The sequence below is a fragment of the Sulfurimonas sp. SWIR-19 genome, from assembly GCF_020410885.1.
In the GTDB taxonomy this organism is placed as follows: domain Bacteria; phylum Campylobacterota; class Campylobacteria; order Campylobacterales; family Sulfurimonadaceae; genus Sulfurimonas; species Sulfurimonas sediminis.
Genome location: NZ_CP084578.1, coordinates 337758 through 356796, shown reverse-complemented (window position 1 = coordinate 356796; position 19039 = coordinate 337758). Strand labels below are relative to the sequence as shown.

The following is a 19039-nucleotide window of genomic DNA, read 5'->3' as shown; positions in this document are numbered from 1 at the left end:
AATGAGAAAGTCAGGAAAGAGTATGAAAACTGTAATGTGTACAATATGGCAAAACTCTTTTTAAATGAAAATGAATGCAAAGAACTCCAGCAAAGGTATAAAAAAGGCGGTGAAGGACACGGACACTTCAAACTCTATCTGCATGATATTATCTGGGAATATTTCAGGCCCTACAGAGAAAAAAGAGAATATTATGCCGCCCACCAAGACGAAGTGAGAGAAATACTCCTCCAGGGTGCGCACAAAGCAAAAGAGATTGTAGCTCCGACTATAGACAAAGTCAGAACAGTAACAGGGATAAAATACTAAAAAAGTATTTTATCAAAGTCGTAAAGAACTTTTAGCAATAAAGTTCTTTTTCGACCAAATCGGTTCTTTCAAATCCAGCAAACTGCGGACCTCATCGTTTACCAGACGATAATACAATGTCACTTCAACACTCTCTGCCCCAGTAACCATTGGCAAACGTATTGTTTTCTCACCATGTGCCTTTATGCTTGTATCTTTACTTTGCTTGCGTGCGAGATGTGCAATACCGACTTTTTTATGTTTTCTTATATAGTGTCGTGTAAGAGAAATGGTTTTTTGACCAACAGTTGCATTGGCTTTTTTATACACAACTTCCACTAAAATTTCTCTTGAACCAAAACCGCTCGGGATGTTGTGCGGTTGGGGATTTTTAATTTTTATGAGCAGTCTGTTTTTTTGTTTTTTCAGTTCCAGCCTCAATGCATCTTTCCATAAAGCTGCTGTATGTGCCCCTCTAAACCCATGATTTCTTACCATTCGCATTTTTGCTTTCCCGTTATACATTCTATATGTTGCGGCAACACCCTTTTGTTTGGGACCCATATGACAAGAAACACAGGTCTGCTTCCCGACATACTCACTCTCCATATCTGTAAAAACCACGCCTTTTACACTTCTGTCATTTGCATGGCACACAAAACAGAGTTTATTTGGATTTGAACGCATAAACTCATGTGAGACTATTTTATGATAAGGCGATTTGGCATCTTTAAAAGGTCCCGTCATAACACCCGACGGAGTCCACTCCACTCTGTTGATTCCTCGTCTTGATTTGTCATATTCATCATGTATTTTATCTATATTGTGACAAACAACACAGTTGATTCCCTCACTGATAACCTTTGAATTTACTGCTCTGTTGACAGGATCATCTTCATCTGTCAATCCCATAACAGCAGCAATTTCATAATCTTCATCTGTTTTTGTTACACTGATTCGAGGGTTATGACAGGTAGCACACTGAATTTTTACAGCATTTAAACTTTTTCTTGTTTTACGGCTGACATACTCAAGACTTTTCTTAAAATACTCATCTTTTTCAAAATGACTTTTTGCATGCCATGAATTACTCCACTCTTCCACTATACGCCTGTGACAGACTTTACAATTTTCAGAACTTTCAAACCGTTTACCGACTTCGACTGCTTTTGCCCCAAAAAGAGAACTAAAAAAAATAAGTAAAAAAAGAAAAAATTTCATCTGAATAAAATCCTTGTCTGCTATTGGTTCAAGTACTTTTTGTACTTCATTTTTGCCAGTTTTTCTGACTTTTTGTCTACCTCATCTTTCATTGCAGTTTTATACTCGGCAATCTTTTGTTGCAGGGATTCATCTCCTGTTCCGATAATCTGCGCTGCAAGAATTCCTGCATTTTTGGCACCGTTAATAGCTACTGTAGCCACTGGAACGCCTCCCGGCATTTGCACGATAGAAAGAAGTGAATCCATTCCATCAAGCGCAGAACTTCTCACCGGCACACCAATAACAGGCAAGACACTCAGCGCGGCAATCATACCCGGCAGATGTGCAGCTCCACCGGCTCCGGCGATAATGACACGCAAACCTCTTGCCTGTGCTGTTTGTGCATACTCTACAAGTTTTTGCGGTGTGCGGTGTGCGGAGACAATATCAACTTCACAGACAACACCAAATGCTTCACATATCTCAATAGCAGCACTCATAACCGGTAAATCCGAGTCACTCCCCATAATAATTCCAACCAATGCTTTACTCATATCTTTTTACTTCCTTTTATTTTTAGAATATCTTTTGCCTGCATCGCTTTTTGCAGTGCCTGATCAATATCATCATCCAGGATTGTTACATGTCCCATCTTTCTATATGGTTTCGTAAATGTTTTTCCGTAAAAATGAAAAGAGAGCTCCGGAATCTCCAATGCATCATGAATCCCTTCTATAAAAGGTTCTCCCTCGTACCCTTCTTCTCCGAGCAAATTAATCATAACAGCCGGAGAAATAAGCTTGGTAGAGCCCAAAGGCAGGTTTGTAACGGCCCGAATAATCTGTTCAAACTGTGATGTTGCACAGGCTTCGACTGTATAGTGCCCCGAATTATGAGGACGCGGTGCTATTTCATTGACCAAAATCTCGCCTTTTTTTGTCAGAAACAATTCAACAGCAAAAATTCCGACACCGTCTAAGGCTTTGATGGCTTCAATAGAAATTTCTCTTGATTTGTCTGCAGTTTCTTTTGAGATTTTTGCAGGAGCCATCACAATGTCACAAATGTTCACCCTCTCATCAAAAAGCATTTCAACCACAGGGTAGCATTTTATCTGGCCTTCAATATTTCTTGCGACGATTACGGCCAGCTCCTTGTCTATATCTACAAGCTCTTCGATAAACGATTCGGTCTGGAGTGCATTTTTGACATCTGCTTTTGTTTTGAGCATTTGTACACCCTTTCCGTCATAACCGCCCATCTTTGCTTTTTGGATAACAGGAAATCCAAAGGCAGCCAAATCTTCCTCTTTCTTCACATCTTTATAGGCAGGAACAGGAACACCTTTTTTGTCAAGCAACTTTTTTTGCTCATATTTATTTTGAATGAGTTCGATAATATAAGGAGAGGGGTGAATAATATGTCCGTGATCAAACAGCTCTTTAAGTATAGAGGTCTCTACATGTTCCAATTCAAAAGTTGTCACATCTGTCTCTTGTACTAACTGTTCAAGCTTCTCTTTGTCATAAAATCCACCAAGGATATGCTTGTCTGAAACCTGTGCTGCGGGACAGTTAAATGTTGGGTCAAGTATCGTTACATGAAAGCCCATCTTTTTTGCTTTGTGAGACATGATTCTGCCCAGTTGTCCGCCTCCAATAATTCCGAGTTTCAAATTTGAGTAGTTAAAATTTTTATCCATTTGTCAGCAGTTGCCTTTGTCTGTCAAGCCAGACCATAAGCCCTTTTTGTGCATGCAGTCTGTTCTCAGCCTCTGCAAACACTATATCCGCATTGTCTTCAAGCAACTCTTCGCTTACTTCCTGCCCGCGATAGGCCGGCAGACAGTGTAAAAATTTTGCATCTTTTTGCGCAAGACACATCATCAGTCCGTCAACCATAAAGCCTTTAAAATCTTTGATTCGCTGTTCTTTTTCATCCTCTTGTCCCATTGAAGCCCATGTATCTGTTGTGACAATTGTAGCCCCTCGTACTGCCTCTTTTGGATCATTCATCACCCTGATAATCGCACCGCTCTCTTTTGCTATATCCAAAGCATTTCGAAGAACCTTACTATCCACTTCATACCCTTTTGGTGTTGCAATACGTAATTCAAAACCCAGTTTTGCAGCAAGCATCAACCATGAGTTTGTCATATTGTTTCCGTCACCGACGTAGGCAACAATTGCATTTTCGGCAACTCCAAATTCAATCATCGTCATATAATCAGCCAAAAGCTGCACGGGATGATAGGTATCAGTAAGTCCGTTAATAACCGGTACTTTTGAATAAGAAGCGAACTCTTCAATCATAGAATGCTCATATGTGCGTATCATTACCATATCACACATACTCGAAATGACTCTTGCCGTATCTTTTACAGGTTCTCCCCGTCCCAAATGAATATCACGGCTAGAGAGAAAAAGCGCATGCCCCCCAAGCTGAAACATTCCTGTTTCAAAACTTACACGCGTTCTTGTTGAACTCTTTTCAAAGATCATAGCAAGTGTCTGCATCTCTAATTCTTTATTGTAAATACCCGCTTTGAGCTCTTTTTTTATTTTCAGGCCGATATCTATAATTTCTAAAATCTCTTCTTTGGTAAAATCTTTGAGTGTTAAAAAATGTCTCACAGTTTCTTCCTCTTTTTTGTTTATCAGCTATTTTAATATACTTTTCTTTAAATTAGCGATTTTTGAGCATTTGTGCTACTTCTTTTGCGTGATATGAGATAATTATATCAGCACCTGCACGCTTAAATGCTATCATCGTCTCCATCACCACACGTTCATAATCTATCAAATTGTTCATGCCGGCAAATTTCAGCATGGCATACTCACCGCTTACATTATAAACAGCCATCGGAAGAGAAGTGTTGTCTTTTATCTCTCGTACAATGTCCAAATATGCCAAAGCAGGCTTTACCATCAAAATATCAGCCCCCTGTTTTTCATCGCTTATGCTCTCAGCTATCGCTTCACGACGGTTTGCAGGATCCATCTGGTACGAAGAGCGGTCACCAAAACTAGGAGTTGATTCAGCCACATCGCGAAACGGTCCGTAATATCCGCTTGCAAATTTTGTAGAGTATGCCATTATCGGTAAATCGTTAAACCCTGCTCTGTCAAGGTACGTACGCAATGTTTCAATGATACCATCCATCATACCCGAAGGTGCTATCATATCTGCACCTGCTTTAGCATGTATAATTGCCTGCTGTCCGGAGATCTCCAAAGTGGCATCATTATCAACTGTCTCACGCTCATCATCAATTATGCCGCAATGCCCGTGATCGGTATATTCACAAAAACACAAATCTGTGACAACAAACATATCAGGATGTGCTTTTTTTATCTCCCGCACTGCTGAAGCAATAATCCCGTGTTCACACAAAGCATCACTGCCTATGGAATCTTTAACATCAGGAATACCAAAAAGAATGATAGAATATAAACCTAAATCTTTAAGCACTGTACACTCTTTTACAGCCTCATCAATACTCATCTGATAAACACCCGGCATGGATGCTACTTCTGTTTTAATATTCTCTCCGCTGCGAATAAAAAGCGGATATATAAAATCATCTACAGTTACATGTGTTTCTCTTACAAGCGCACGAAGATGCCTGTTAAGTCTGGTTCTGCGAAATCTTTGAAACATTTTTGACCCTTTATATTTTAAAGAGGCTATTTTACCCTTTTAAAGATTAAATTTATTCATATAATATAATTCTAATCATAATCTAACTATAATGCCTGCAAAATTAACTTCCAAAATTGTACAGGACAGCATATATGCAAATAAAAATATCTGATGTGGCAGATTTGCCCTCAAGATTCGGTGATTTCAATGTACAGGCTTTTAAACAAGGGCAGAAAGAGCATCTTGTTATTTGTGCAAAAGAGTTGGCTGAAGTGCCGATAGTACGTGTTCACTCGGAGTGTCTTACCGGGGATGCCATAGGCAGTTTAAAATGTGACTGCCGTGACCAGCTTGAGTATGGTTTGCAAATGGCTGACGAAACCGGCGGAATGGTAATCTATCTTCGGCAAGAGGGCAGAAACATAGGACTTTTAAACAAAATCAACGCCTATGCCCTGCAGGACAAAGGACTCAATACCATAGAAGCCAACCATCAACTCGGTTTTGCTGCAGATGAGCGTACCTATGAAGTCGTCACTTTTATTTTGCATCATTACAATATCAGAAAAATAAAACTGTTGACCAACAATCCTGACAAAGTCAACTCGATCAGCGGTGTTGAAATTGTTGAAAGAATCCCCATCATTATGAAACCGAACAAGCATAATGAAGGCTACCTTGATGTCAAGCGTGACGGAATGGGACATCTTTTATAAATATCAGGAAAACTTTGATGCGCTCAGAGCCTGCACTCTTCTTTTGCTTGTCTCAAGAAGTCTCAACAGATCTTTTGTAATCTCTTCAAGATCTTTATAATATACTTTTGCCTTTTCGAGTTCCAAATCATCGACCTTATGTGTTTTAAACAGTTTGGAAAAAAAACCTTCCTCTTTTGCACCCATAAATATAGTATGGATTTTGGCATACTGTATATGCCACTCTTCATGTATCCTGTCTAAACTTTCATAAAACTGAACACCCAAAACACTTTTTATTTTTTGGGTATCATCATAAAACCATTTCCCAAATTCACACTTCATTTTCGACACAGGTGTTAAACTGTCAATATTCTTGCCTTCAATCAAAAACTTTATTTTTGTCATTTGCTCTATATGTGCCTCACGGGCATGTTCCATCGCATCTATTGTTTTTTCTTTCGTCATATTGTTTCACCTTATAAAGTACCTGTATTATTACATAAAATTTCTAAATTTATTCATCTATTTAAGAAAAATCATTATATAATTTGTCAAAACTTAAGAAAGGAATGTAACTTGAAACATCCAGAACCAATTAACAACCAAATTAAATTAAATCCAAAAAAATATATCGTTTCAAAGACAGATCCCAAAGGAATCATCGAATACGGCAATGATTATTTTGTGGAAATATCCGGATACACTGAATCTGAACTCATAGGAAAACCCCACAGTATTATACGGCATCCAGACATGCCAAAAGTAGTCTTTAAAATGATGTGGGACAGAATAAACGAAGCAAAAAACATCATAGCTGTTGTCAAAAACCTTGCCAAAGACGGAAGCTACTACTGGGTTGTCACAGAGTTTGAACCAAAAATAGATCCTATTACAAACAAAATCATCTCTCATACGGCATACAGAAAAGCTGCTCCGCAAAAAGCAATTGACACAATGGAACCGATTTATGCAAAACTGCTTGAGATCGAGCAAGAAGGAGGGATGGAAGCAAGTGAAAAATACTTAAGAGGATTTTTTGAAGAAAAACAAATCACTTATGACGAGTTTATTGATGACCTCGTTGGAAACAAAGGTCTGTTTAAAATTTTCTTTACAGCTATGAAAAAAATATTTTCATAATAAAGGGCACTTCCAATACCATTAAATTAAATGCTTAACTTAATGGCGGTGAAGGGCACCTCTAAATTCTGAATTCCTGTAATTTACATTCTATTAAATAATATTCAGATAAAATATCCTTTTTAAAGGATATTTTATTGGATTTAAAAACAACACTGACTCATGACAAAATAGAGTTACCAAATAATTTTTTTCAAAACATACAAAAATATAAAGAGCATCTCTTTAAATGGAATAAAATTCATAATCTTACAGGTGCAAAAAGTGAGCAGACTATAAATGAGTTCATTTATGATGCGGTCTTTCCTGTGAGCTTTTTACCAAAAGTAGACTCTCTGCTGGATATAGGTACCGGTGCCGGATTTCCGGGAATGATTTTGGCATTTGCACTGCCACACACAGAGGTAACACTTGTCGAACCTTTGACAAAACGGGCAAGTTTTTTGCAGTTTGTCAAGGCTGATTTGGGACTTGACAATGTAAAAGTCGTAAAAAAACGGGTTGAAGAGATGCAGCCCAAAGTATTTGATCTTATCACATCACGTGCCGTCACAGACACAAAAATGCTTTTATCTCTCAGTAAAAACTTTCGGGATGTTCATTCAAAGCTGCTTTTTTACAAAGGTGAAAAAGTTTTTGATGAAATTGAAACCGATATTGGTATTAAACATAAAATAATTGAAACAAAAAACAGACACTATTTGCTTCTAGGAGAAGAATTATGATACTGAAGATACTTATAATCGGAGCAGTTATTGCTGCGGTTTACTTTCTGTTTTTCAAGACAAAACCAGATGTAAAAGTTACAAAAAAGAACACGAAAAAAGACTCTGTAAAGCCTGATGCCGATGAAATGGTGGAGTGTGCAAGCTGTGGTGTTTATGCAGAAATACAAGAGTGTATTCTCAGTAACGGAAAATACTACTGCTCTCGCGAATGTTTAGAAAAGGGGAAATAATGCTTTTATTTGGCCATAGATTTATAAAGAGTGAAAAATTTTATCATGTGTCTGATACAGACGCAATTGTTCAAACACCTCCTGCGTCAATAATTTACCTGGAATTTGAGGAGAAAAATCTTGATATTATTGAATACCTCAATCAAAATTCTATAAAATTCGCACTCAAAGTTCAAGATGTCACAGAGCTCATTTATGCTTCTGCCCTGGGTGCAGGTTATATCCATGTAGAGCAAAAACTGGCAAAAACTGCTCAAAAAATTGCTGAAAACTATCTTTTTGATGCAAAGATATTAGTACATATAGAGAATGAAGATGAAATAGAAGAGATGGCTCTTTTAGGCATAGATGGTGTTGTATTTACAGAGGCGATTGTAAAAATAGCTTCATAAACTATGTTAAGAATTCAATGCCATTAAGCCAAGCATCTCTTTGGGAACGCGGACTTCAGTCCGGGCTATGCGCCTTGAACACTAAAGCCTGGTTTATAAAAAATTATCTAACTGACAACTTTTCTCACAAGATATCCCTTAAGAGATGTCAGCATTTCATAACTGATTGTCCCTGCATACCTGGCAGCCTCTCTTGCATCGTTAAAGATAAGAATCTCCTCTTTACATGTAAGGAATGAAGCATTATCCATAGAGATTCTCCCTGCTATTTTTATACCCTCCGGTGTCACATAAGTATGCGAACAGCTTCGTAGAAATCCGTCACCATACCCAAAATCATAATTAGACACCTTACATGTAAACTCTGTCTCATATGCTGCTCCATAACCGACACAGTCTCCTTTTTGAAGCCTTCTTGAAGAGATCTTTTTTGCATATACAGACAAAACAGGTGCCAACTTCTTTACATGTAAGCCTTTTACATGTAAAGCATTCGGCAATTCCAAACAGCCATAGGCTGCGATGCCTACACGTGCCATATCTTCATCAAAATCATTTGTGCGAAAGAGTGCGGCTGAATTACATGAGTGAAAGCGTAAAGAGTCAAAAGCATATTTTTTTGCCAAAGCCCTTGCCTCTTTTTTCACCTGTTGAAAATTTTTGTTTTGCAAATCAAAATACTCATTCTCTTCATCAGCAGAGGAGTGGTGTGTAAAAACAGCTTCAAGTCTGAGTCCTTGTTTTGCACATAACACAAAGGCTTCTTCGAGTTCAGACATCACAATACCGTTACGACACATTCCCGTATCTACTTTCAGTTCTACTTTTGTGTTTTTTGCAAACTTGTTAATCGCCTGCAAATCATTAATCGTGTATCGTATTTTTTCATTTGACTCCTGTGCAAAATCTGCCAAAACCAAAATATATTCAAAAAAATCTTCTATCTGTTTTGCTTCTTCATCTGTGCGAACCACTGCTTTTGTGATGCCGTACTCTTTTGCCATCTGTGCGATTTGCAAAAGTCCGTGTCCGTAGGCATTATCTTTTAAAACCAGTGCTGTTTTATCTTTTGTTTTAGTTAGTTTGGTAATAATGTCAAGATTATGAAAAAAATGATTTTTATCTAATGTGATGTAAGCCATAGGAGAATTATACACCATGAAAGAGAAAAAAAGGCTAATCGCCGAATTTGAAGAACAAAGTTTTACGCAAATTATATTTCCCCATGCAGATACAGACTGGGCAGACTACCTTGAAGAAGCCCAAAACACCTTTGTCAACATCATCAATGCCATCAGAAAATATCAAAAATGCCTTGTTGTCAGCCATGACACTGATGCGGTAAAAAAACATTTTTCAGATACAGATAATCTTGAATTTGTAGAGTATATGACAGATGACACCTGGGCAAGAGACTGTTGTGCTTTATGTGTTGCAAAAGCAGGCAAAACCACCTTGCTTGACTTTACTTTTAACGGCTGGGGCAACAAGTTTGATGCAAAAAAAGACAATCTTATGACACAAAACATTGCACACAAATACCTGCCATGCAAGGTTGAAACAATTGACTTTGTTCTTGAGGGCGGTGCAGTTGAGAGTAACGGTGCAGGGACAGTTTTAACGACCGCTGCATGTATGCACAACAAAAACCGCAATCCCCAATTCACTGCCAAAGAAATTACAAAAAAACTCCAAGAGTTTTTCGGTGCAGAGCAGATTTTATATCTGCATCACGGCTACCTGGCGGGAGACGATACAGATTCCCATATAGATACACTTGCAAGATTTATAGATGAAAACACCATTATGTATGTTACATGTAAAGATACAAACGATGAACATTACAAGGCACTCAAACGGATGGAAGAAGAGTTGCAGATGCTAGCCAAAGAACATAATTTCCGACTTATTGCCCTGCCGATGTGTGATGCAATATACTTTGAAGGCGAAAGACTGCCGGCAACCTATGCCAATTTTCTTTTTGTCAACGGGGCTGTTTTGGTTCCTGTCTATGGAGTTGCCCAAGACCAAGAAGCTCTGAAGATTTTCAAACAGGCATTTCCGGATAAAGAGATTGCAGCCATTGACTGTTCTGTCTTAATCCGTCAACACGGTTCACTTCACTGTGTGACTATGAATTTTTCACTATAAGCTCTTCAAAACCCAAACACTTTAGTCGGCACTGAAGTACCGATTCCGAGAAACTGCTTCACAAAACCCAAATGCCTTAGTCGGCACTGAAGTACCGATTCCTGGATATTTCGGAACCCGTACTTTAGTGCGGGCTGTATGTCATGCAAGCCATCTTTGTAAGACAAAGCCTTTACTGCAACATCGCCATCCCGCTCATAATCAAATAGGTCGCCAGACCAAACCCCGCTGCTATTAAAATTGTCCGTTTTATTTTTTCTTTTGTACTCATACTGCAATTTTAGCAAAAAATTAACACTTTTGTAACACTTCTTTTTGTATCATAAATTAAATAATTTCTTAAAATTATTCTTTAAAATATATATTTAAAAAGGATACACCATGAAAAAAACAATTACACTCTCCCTGTTAGTCTTCTCCTCTTTGTATGCCTCAGAAATTGAACTTGCACCAATCAGTGTAGAAGCCACAACACTCACCGAAGTCGCACAAAATGCGCAGGTTTCTGCTGATGTCGCACAAGCACTCAGCACTTCAGTTCCAAGTATAGACATGAGCCGCAGAAGCGGTATTGCCAATGACATCTTCATCCGCGGACAAAAACGCGACAATATTTCCGTAGAAGTTGACGGCACAAAAATCTATGGAGCCTGTCCAAACAGAATGGATCCGCCTGTTTCACACATCCTTGCCAGTCAGATTAATACTATTGAAGTCATAGAAGGACCTTATGATGTTAGCACTTACGGTAACCTTAGCGGTGGAGTGAAAATCACGACAAAAAAACCGACACAAGATTTACAGGGGCAAATCAATCTGGGTTTTGGTGCATGGAACTATAAAAAATTTGGAGCAACTGCAAGCGGAGGCAATGACCTCATCAGAGTTTTAGTAACAGCTTCCACACAGTCAAGTGACCAGTACCATGACGGAAATGGGGACACATTGGCACAGCAGGTTAAGAAAAAAGCTCCTTTTGGCAATCAATACCAGTTACAGTATGAGGATATGCAAGCCTATAAAAAAACATCTATGATGGCAAAAGCCTTTATAAGTACTGCTAAAAACCAGGAGCTCCGCCTGAGTGTCACGGCAAACCGCAGCGATACTGTAATGTATCCAAACTCTCCGATGGATGCTGTTTATGATGATTCTAACATCTACAGTGTTTCTTATAACATCAACAATATATCTGACATGTACAAAAATATCAATCTCGAATATTACTATTCTGATGTTGACCATCCTATGAGTACAGAGTATAGGAATGCAGCCCTCACAGCGGCAAACAACAAGACAAACCATATGTGGACGACAATGCAGGGGATCAAACTAAAAAACAGTTTTGATTTGAACTCATACAAACTACTTGTAGGACTTGACGGAAGCAGACGTACATGGAGAGGCGAATATATCAACAATGTTTCGGGCACTGTTTTAGGTAACAGCATTGACCATGCCCTCACAAAAAATTCGGCACTTTTTACAAGAGTTGAAAAGTCATATGGCAGCTTACATGTAAAGCTTGGTGCAAGATATGACCATTCCAGTGTAAGAGATGACAACAGTGCACATCAGGCAAACACTTATAACGGCCTCGGCGCAAATATCTATACAACTTACGCGCTTAATACACAAAATAAGTTCTTTTTTGGCATTGGGCAGGCATACCGTGTTCCTGACGGACGGGAACTTTACTTTCTAAAAGGCGGACTCCTTGGAACACCGACACTTGATCAGACACGAAACAGAGAAGTAGATGCAGGATTTGAAACGGACAATGATTTGTTTCGCTTAAAACTCAAAGGATTTTATTCAAAACTGCATAACTACATCTACATAAATGCCAATAAAACATCCAATATATTTGAAAATACAGATGCTACTGTTTACGGGGCAGAATTCAGCGGTTCTTACTACATTAATGATGATATAACTCTGGATGTAGGTGCATCATACAAACGCGGGAAAAAAGATAATGCCCTCAGCGGACAAACAAATACAAATTTGGCAGACATTGTACCCTTAGAAGGAACCATTGCTCTTAATTATGAATATACAAACAATTCTGTGGCGACAATAGATACAAAAATGCGTAAACGCTGGAGTACAATAGATGATGAAAACGGTGAACAGGTTTTGGCAGGTTGGGCAGTTCTCAATGCAAAAATAAAACATGCTGTGAATAAAAAGTTTGATTTTACGCTTGGTGTCAACAATATGTTGAATAAAACATACGCACAAAGTAATACTTATGTAGATTTAACGCTTGTCACCACAGGCAGTGGAGATAAATTACTCTTAAACGAACCGGGACGCTACATCTACACAAATTTGGATTTCAAATTCTAGGTACCTCCTCTTTGAGGTACTAACACTGCGCTAACACTTCTATATTATACTTCTGCAAAACTAACAAAAAAAAGGATTGTATAATGCAAGCAAAATATTTAAAAACGCTTCTCGGTATATCAACTGTTACGGCAACACTTCTCTTAAGTGGCTGTGGTTCTACAAGTGACAGCACAGCTCCGGTCACATCTTTAACAACAAGCGGACAACTTGTTGACAGTTTTGTTGCAGATGTCAATTATACATGTGCGGACGGTACAACAGGTGTAACTGATGAAAACGGTTCCTTTACATGTAGCACATTGCCTGTAACATTCAGTATTGAAACACTTGAGCTTGGAACAATCTCGATACTTCCGCAAGATACTATGGTTTTTCCTCAGGATTTGGCAGGTGTAAACAGAACAGATATCAATAACAGCCAAGTACTTGCAATTGCACAACTTTTACAATCATGTGATGATAACTACAATCCAAATGACGGTATTCGTATTCAAACACAGGTACGAGAGCAGCTTCATCAAAGAGCACATGAAAAACTCACAGCAGATAATCTTGACGCTATCGCTACAGATTTGAATATCTCACTTCTTGATCCAGAGACTGCCGAACAACACCTTTTACAAACAGTTGATTATGTAGAGAGTGTAACAGATTCTATGGCAAACCACGTTCTTCCTGTGCAGGCACATGGAAACGGTATTGCAGATACTGATACAATGCAAACACAGGCAACATCAGCAGTAACACAGGCACTGCTTTCACCTGCTTCTGCTCTTACACAAGAGGCAAAAGACACCCTGGCATATATGGGAAATGAGGAACGCTTGGCTTACGATGTGTATATGACACTCTACAACTACCACCTTGCGAGTGGAACTGAAATTAAAACACTCTACAATATCGCAACAAACTCAGAAACAGTACATGCAACAGATATGCAGCTTTTAATCAAAAAATATATTACCTCTTTGGATGATTTTAGCAACATAGATGCAGCGCAAAACCTTCCTGATGCAAATCTAAGCTATTTGGATATAAATATAAATGATTTACCTGCAGGACAATACAACATTCAGGCGATCCAGGATCTGTATGACACACTCGTGGCAAAAGGAAAACAGTCACCCCAAGATGCCCTTGAAGTCGGATGTATGGTAGAAGTAACAGATATCAATGATCTTGATGAAGATATCGCCATTGCAGAGGATTCAAATGCAAGCGATGTTGTCACCGTGTTTGAATTTTTAAGAGACGGCAGCTACACACACTACTGGGCATTTGACTCGGCACTGAAAAATATGGGTGTTACAGAAGGATGTGCGGTCATTGGTGAAGAATACAATCATCCGGAGTATCCACAAAACACCACTGCAACAACACGAAACGGTCATCAGTACGGACGACAGTAAAAAATTTCCTAAGCCCTTTTTTACCTAAAAAGGGCTAAAATCCAACCATGATAAAAAGATACCCAACCAAAAAAATATTTGTCGGTGATGTAGCCGTCGGTGGTGATGCACCTATCTCTGTGCAGTCTATGACCTACTCCGACACACACAATGTTGCAGCAACTGTTGAGCAGATTAACCGTTTGCATTTTGCAGGAGCGGACATTGTCCGTGTGGCTGTGCCTGACATGGAAGATGCCCTTGCTCTCAAAGCCATAAAGCAGCAGATTTCACTGCCTCTGGTTGCCGATATTCATTTCAACTATAAACTTGCTCTCATAGCAGCCGAATCTGTCGACTGCATCCGTTTTAATCCCGGAAACATCGGAGATAAAACAAAAATAAAAGAGATAGTCAAAGCCTGTCAGGAACGAAACTTGCCTATTCGCATCGGCGTCAATGCAGGAAGCCTCGAAAAAGAGTTTGATGACAGATACGGCCCTACCGCTGAAGCCATGGTTGCCTCGGCTGAGTACAACATCAAATATCTTGAAGATTTAGGTTTTGATGACATCAAAATCTCACTCAAGGCAAGCGATGTGCAAAGAACCGTCGAAGCCTACAGAATGCTGCGTCCTAAAAACAATTATCCGTTTCATTTGGGTGTCACAGAAGCCGGAACCATTTTTCATGCTACCGTTAAAAGTGCCATAGGCCTGGGAACACTTTTACTTGAGGGCATCGGCGATACGATGCGTGTCTCCATTACCGGAGAACTTGAAGAGGAGATAAAAGTCGGCCGCGCCATTTTAAAAGACAGCGGCGTGGCAAAAGAGGGACTCAACATCATCTCATGCCCGACCTGCGGACGCATCGAAGCCGACTTGGTAAGTGCAGTTGCAGAGATAGAAAAAAGAACAGCCCACATAAAAACACCCCTTGATGTCAGTGTCATGGGCTGTGTCGTCAATGCTATAGGCGAAGCAAAACATGCCGATGTCGCCATAGCCTACGGCAAAGGCAAAGGTCTCGTCATGGTAAAAGGCGAAGTCGTCGCCAACCTTGACGAGAAAGAACTTGTGGACAGATTTGTGAGTGAAGTGGAAAATATGGCGGAGAGGGCATAGTACAAATAACCCTGTACCCTCGATTTTAAGACATGCTCGACGTAACAGGTCAAACGCCCTTTGTAAAAAATTATGCTAAAATAGTACTCTAAAAACATCAAAGGCAAGAGAGTGATATAGATTTGGCTATTGAAACTTCTCAAAAAGATTTTTTAGAAAAAATTTTTAATAAATTTACAAAAAGAGTTACACAATGCAAGATAATTTATACAACCTCGCTTTTGAACGCAGTGTTTTAAGCTCTATAGTTTTTGAACCAAGCCAGTTTGATGAGCTGAGTGTTACACTCAAAAAAGATGATTTTTATCTGCCGGCACATCAGGATATATTTCAAGCTATGCTCACCCTTTTACAAAAAGACCAGCCCATAGATGAAGAATTCATAAAAAAAGAGCTCATCAAGGCCAAAAAATTTGATGAACAGGTTTTACTTGAAATTCTCTCAGCCAATCCGATTTCAAACACAAAAGCCTATGTCGATGAGATCAAAGACAAATCACTCAAACGCCATTTGCTCACACTCACAACTGAGATAAAACGCGTGACGGTAGAAGAAGAACTGCCTTCTGCCGAAGTCGTCGACATTGTAGAAAAAAAGCTTTATGAAATTACGCAAGACAATCAGACAAGCGACTTCAAAGACTCCCCAAAGATGACCTTTGATACGATGGAATACATCAAAGAGATGAAGGCACGGGGCAACTCCGTACTTGTCGGCGTTGACACGGGTTTTAAAGAGCTCAACAAAATGACAACAGGATTCGGCAAAGGAGATCTTGTTATCATTGCGGCTCGGCCGGCAATGGGTAAAACTTCTTTTATACTCAACACCGTAAATTCTCTTATACTTCAGGGCAAAGGAGTGGCTTTTTTCTCGCTTGAGATGCCGGCAGAACAGCTGATGCTGCGTCTGCTTTCCATTCAGACCTCCATTCCTTTGCAAAAACTTCGTGTGGGGGATATGAATGATGATCAGTGGTCCAACCTCAACGGGGCTATCGACAGAATGAATGATGCAAAACTCTTTGTGGATGACCAGGGAAGTTTGAACATCAACCAGCTCCGCTCAAAACTCAGAAAGCTCAAAAACCAGCATCCCGAAATTGAAATAGCCGTGATTGACTACCTCCAGATTATGCAGGGAATCGGCTCACAGGACAGACACCTGCAGGTCTCAGAAATTTCGCGTGGGCTCAAGATGCTTGCGCGTGAACTTGAAATGCCTATTGTAGCCCTTTCGCAGCTCAACCGTGGATTAGAGAGCCGTAATGACAAGCGTCCGATGCTGAGTGATATTAGAGAGTCGGGTTCTATTGAGCAGGATGCCGACATCATTCTCTTTGTCTACCGTGATGACGTCTACCTCTACAAAGAAGAAAAAGAGCGTGAAAAAGCCGCCCGTGCCGAGGGAAAAGAGTTTACCTCCACCTACATAGAAAAAGAGGAAGAAGATGCCGAAATCATCATCGGCAAGCAGAGAAATGGTCCGACAGGGCATGTCAAACTCATCTTCCAGAAAAAGCTGACGCGCTTTGTGGATGCTCCGGGATATGCACAGGGGGTTGAGACAGTCTATGAAAATGTCGATACAAAATCAGCCAATATCGAGATGCCACAGGTAGAGATGCCCTCTATCTAAATGCAAACCGTTGAGAAAGTAACACTTTTTAGTGCAAAAAAAGATTACTTTTTCTTTGTGGGGATTGCGCTCACGCTTCTTAGTTTTTCCCTCTCTTATGAGTACTACAAATACAAACAGCTCACAAAATTTGATTCCCAACTTTCTGACGTCACAGTTGTAAAAGCCTACAATAAAACAAAGTTGACAAAAAATGGAAAAATAAAAAGCTATAAAGTTTTAAGACTCAGCAGTGATGACGGATTTGTCTTTTATACAGTCGCAAAGAAAAATCTGCAAAATCTTCAAAACAAACGCTTACATGTAGAGCTGTGGGCAGGAAACATCAGTTTCAAAGAGTATCTCAAAGGCTTTTTTGCCTTTAGTAAAATACTTAAAATTTATGAAAAGCCTACTCTCAAACAAAAAACAGCCTCGTTTATAGATGCGCAACACACAAACAGTGAAATTGCCAAACTCTATAAGGCACTGTTTTTAGCCCTTCCCCTCCCAACATCTATACAAACACAGTTTTCCAACCTCGGTATTTCACACCTCATCGCCATCAGCGGTTTTCATTTGGGTGTTTTGGCTGCTCTTTTATTTTTTCTGTTTAAATACCCTTATAAATTTTTACAAAACAGATACTTTCCCTACAGAAGCTATAAAAGAGACAGCTTTCTCTTTATCAGTTTGGTTTTGCTTGGCTATTTGCTCTTTTTAGATTCGCCGCCCTCACTGCTGAGAGCCTATGTAATGCTTGTCGTTGGTTTTGTATTGTATGACAGAGGCATGCAAATCGTCTCGATGCAGACACTCCTGCTTACCGTGCTTTTGATACTTGCACTTTTTCCAAAGCTCCTGCTCAGTATAGGTTTTTGGCTTTCGGTAAGTGGTGTTTTTTACATCTTTTTATTTTTACTGCATTGCAAGGAGTGCAGTAAGCTTACACAGTTTTTGCTCCTGCCCTTTTGGGTTTACTTGATGATGCTTCCTTTTTCTATGGCAATATTTGGCAACTTCAGTCTGTATCATCCCCTTTCGATTTTATGGACAACACTTTTTACGCTCTTTTACCCCTTGGCAATTGCATTACATGTAATGGGCCTGGGAAATCTTTTAGATGTCCCTTTGGCTTACCTCTTACATGTAAACACACATGCCCTGCAACACACACTTGCAAAAGTTTATCTCTTTATAGAGGTTGTACTTTCACTTGCAGCCGTATTTAGCAAAAAAGCACTCTATGCCCTACTCGGCTATACGCTGCTTCTTTTTGTATATTTCATCTATAATGTGGCATAGTTTCAGACCGTACAAAAAGATAATCCATGAAACATAAATCCACAAAAACAAAAACATCAAAATAGCAAAGGAGCCGTACATTGTTGTGTAGGATTTGTTCAAAAAGACATAGTATATAAAAGCATTTTTACTGATACTAAAAATAACAGAGACAATAAAAGAGCTGATGAGTGAAGCTTTTGGGTTTATTTTTGCATTGGCGGCAATTTGAAATATTAAAAAGAAAAGCCCCCAAATGATTATGTAAGGAACCAAAGGCAAAATATTAAGCCCAGAGGTCAGAGAATTTGAAGCCATCAATGTTGCGATGTAACCGGTAATATAAAAAGAGACTCCAAGCGCAATAGGTGTCAGCGTCAGCAGTGTCCAGTAGGTCGTTATGCTCTCCCACAAAGTTCTTGGTTTTGCATGAAAAATTCTGTTGGCAATGTATTCAAAATTTTTGAAAAACAAAAGAGAGGAGACTAAAATTGCTACTAATCCGATAGCTCCCATTTTAGAAGCATTTTGTAAAAATCCGTTTATCTGAAACATAACCGTATCCGAGTTCACAGGCATAAGATTTGAGAAAATAAAACCCTGAATTTTTTCATAATAATCAGCAAAAGAGGGCAAGGCAGTCAAAATTGCCATCACAATCAGCAAAAGAGGAATAATGGTAAAAATCGTATAAAAGCTCAGACTCGCGGCAAAGAGCGTCAACTCTTTGTCAACAAAAGAACTGACAAATATTTTTACAGGTTTTATATATTTTGTCAGTTTCTCATTCATGAC

General features: G+C 39.2%; 19 protein-coding genes and 1 pseudogene. 12 read left to right on the top strand and 8 right to left on the bottom strand.

Going from position 1 to position 19039, the window contains the following annotated elements:
* Positions 1-15: 15 nt before the first annotated feature.
* A pseudogene (locus LCX93_RS01895) lies at positions 16-309 on the top strand (tryptophan--tRNA ligase); the annotation flags it as partial.
* A 12-nt stretch (positions 310-321) separates the two neighbouring features.
* Here LCX93_RS01895 and LCX93_RS01890 read toward each other — a convergent pair.
* From LCX93_RS01890 to hemB, 5 genes are read right to left on the bottom strand one after another with little or no spacing between them, the layout of a single operon-like run.
* The gene (locus LCX93_RS01890) at positions 322-1509 is read right to left on the bottom strand and encodes a cytochrome c family protein (protein WP_226067739.1); all 1188 of its coding nucleotides are present in this window, start codon (positions 1507-1509) and stop codon (positions 322-324) included.
* Between the two features lie 20 nt (positions 1510-1529).
* Complete coding sequence (purE, locus tag LCX93_RS01885) at positions 1530-2045, bottom strand: 5-(carboxyamino)imidazole ribonucleotide mutase (RefSeq protein ID WP_349636702.1); 516 nt, start codon at positions 2043-2045, stop codon at positions 1530-1532.
* Complete coding sequence (locus tag LCX93_RS01880) at positions 2042-3193, bottom strand: 5-(carboxyamino)imidazole ribonucleotide synthase (protein WP_226067737.1); 1152 nt, start codon at positions 3191-3193, stop codon at positions 2042-2044. The genes purE and LCX93_RS01880 overlap by 4 nt, the downstream gene beginning before the upstream one ends.
* Entirely contained in the window at positions 3186-4124 is a 939-nt protein-coding gene (gene argF, locus LCX93_RS01875; RefSeq protein WP_226067734.1) for an ornithine carbamoyltransferase, read from the bottom strand. Before argF ends, LCX93_RS01880 begins: the two co-directional genes overlap by 8 nt.
* Positions 4125-4176: 52 nt before the next feature.
* Positions 4177-5151 carry a porphobilinogen synthase gene (gene hemB, locus LCX93_RS01870; protein WP_226067725.1) on the bottom strand — a complete coding sequence of 325 codons (975 nt, stop codon included), beginning with the start codon at positions 5149-5151 and terminating at the stop codon, positions 4177-4179.
* Between the two features lie 134 nt (positions 5152-5285).
* On the opposite strand from hemB, the gene ribA reads away from it, so the two are divergent.
* Positions 5286-5849, top strand: coding sequence for a GTP cyclohydrolase II (gene ribA, locus LCX93_RS01865; protein WP_226067723.1), 564 nt, complete (start codon positions 5286-5288; stop codon positions 5847-5849).
* A 3-nt stretch (positions 5850-5852) separates the two neighbouring features.
* Here the strand turns inward: ribA and LCX93_RS01860 are convergent, their stop codons facing one another.
* On the bottom strand, positions 5853-6296 hold the full coding sequence (locus tag LCX93_RS01860) for a CZB domain-containing protein (RefSeq protein ID WP_226067714.1): 444 nt from the start codon (positions 6294-6296) through the stop codon (positions 5853-5855).
* 111 nt (positions 6297-6407) lie between these two features.
* Between LCX93_RS01860 and LCX93_RS01855 the strand changes: the two genes are divergently transcribed.
* From LCX93_RS01855 to LCX93_RS01840, 4 genes are all read left to right on the top strand, one after another.
* On the top strand, positions 6408-6971 hold the full coding sequence (locus LCX93_RS01855; RefSeq protein ID WP_226067712.1) for a PAS domain-containing protein: 564 nt from the start codon (positions 6408-6410) through the stop codon (positions 6969-6971).
* A 137-nt stretch (positions 6972-7108) separates the two neighbouring features.
* Positions 7109-7696 (top strand): 16S rRNA (guanine(527)-N(7))-methyltransferase RsmG, encoded by a 588-nt coding sequence (gene rsmG, locus LCX93_RS01850; protein ID WP_226067710.1) that lies wholly within the window; start codon positions 7109-7111, stop codon positions 7694-7696.
* Positions 7693-7929 (top strand): PP0621 family protein, encoded by a 237-nt coding sequence (locus LCX93_RS01845; RefSeq protein WP_226067702.1) that lies wholly within the window; start codon positions 7693-7695, stop codon positions 7927-7929. Before rsmG ends, LCX93_RS01845 begins: the two co-directional genes overlap by 4 nt.
* On the top strand, positions 7929-8321 hold the full coding sequence (locus LCX93_RS01840; protein WP_226067700.1) for a hypothetical protein: 393 nt from the start codon (positions 7929-7931) through the stop codon (positions 8319-8321). The genes LCX93_RS01845 and LCX93_RS01840 overlap by 1 nt, the downstream gene beginning before the upstream one ends.
* 107 nt (positions 8322-8428) lie before the next feature.
* Here the strand turns inward: LCX93_RS01840 and LCX93_RS01835 are convergent, their stop codons facing one another.
* Positions 8429-9463, bottom strand: a complete 1035-nt coding sequence (locus LCX93_RS01835; protein WP_226067698.1) for an alanine racemase — start codon at positions 9461-9463, stop codon at positions 8429-8431.
* 16 nt (positions 9464-9479) lie between these two features.
* Here LCX93_RS01835 and LCX93_RS01830 point away from each other — a divergent pair, with 16 nt between their 5' ends.
* The 6 genes from LCX93_RS01830 to LCX93_RS01805 all read left to right on the top strand — a co-directional run bounded on the left by LCX93_RS01830 (position 9480) and on the right by LCX93_RS01805 (position 18265).
* On the top strand, positions 9480-10472 hold the full coding sequence (locus tag LCX93_RS01830; RefSeq protein WP_226067696.1) for an agmatine deiminase family protein: 993 nt from the start codon (positions 9480-9482) through the stop codon (positions 10470-10472).
* A 381-nt stretch (positions 10473-10853) separates the two neighbouring features.
* The gene (locus LCX93_RS01825) at positions 10854-12824 is read left to right on the top strand and encodes a TonB-dependent receptor (protein WP_226067691.1); all 1971 of its coding nucleotides are present in this window, start codon (positions 10854-10856) and stop codon (positions 12822-12824) included.
* An 83-nt stretch (positions 12825-12907) separates the two neighbouring features.
* Positions 12908-14236: a DUF2202 domain-containing protein gene (locus LCX93_RS01820; RefSeq protein WP_226067689.1), complete on the top strand. Its 1329-nt coding sequence runs from the start codon at positions 12908-12910 to the stop codon at positions 14234-14236.
* Positions 14237-14283: 47 nt separating this feature from the next.
* A complete protein-coding gene (gene ispG, locus LCX93_RS01815) occupies positions 14284-15342 on the top strand; it encodes a flavodoxin-dependent (E)-4-hydroxy-3-methylbut-2-enyl-diphosphate synthase (RefSeq protein WP_226067687.1) in 1059 nt (352 codons plus the stop codon).
* Between the two features lie 193 nt (positions 15343-15535).
* Positions 15536-16981, top strand: coding sequence for a replicative DNA helicase (locus tag LCX93_RS01810; protein ID WP_226067685.1), 1446 nt, complete (start codon positions 15536-15538; stop codon positions 16979-16981).
* Positions 16982-18265: a ComEC/Rec2 family competence protein gene (locus LCX93_RS01805; RefSeq protein ID WP_226067683.1), complete on the top strand. Its 1284-nt coding sequence runs from the start codon at positions 16982-16984 to the stop codon at positions 18263-18265. It begins immediately after the preceding gene.
* On the opposite strand, the gene LCX93_RS01800 is transcribed toward LCX93_RS01805, so the two are convergent.
* Entirely contained in the window at positions 18212-19036 is an 825-nt protein-coding gene (locus LCX93_RS01800) for a YihY family inner membrane protein (protein WP_226067681.1), read from the bottom strand. The two genes, LCX93_RS01805 and LCX93_RS01800, sit on opposite strands and share 54 nt — an antisense overlap.
* Between the last annotated feature and the right edge of the window lie 3 nt (positions 19037-19039).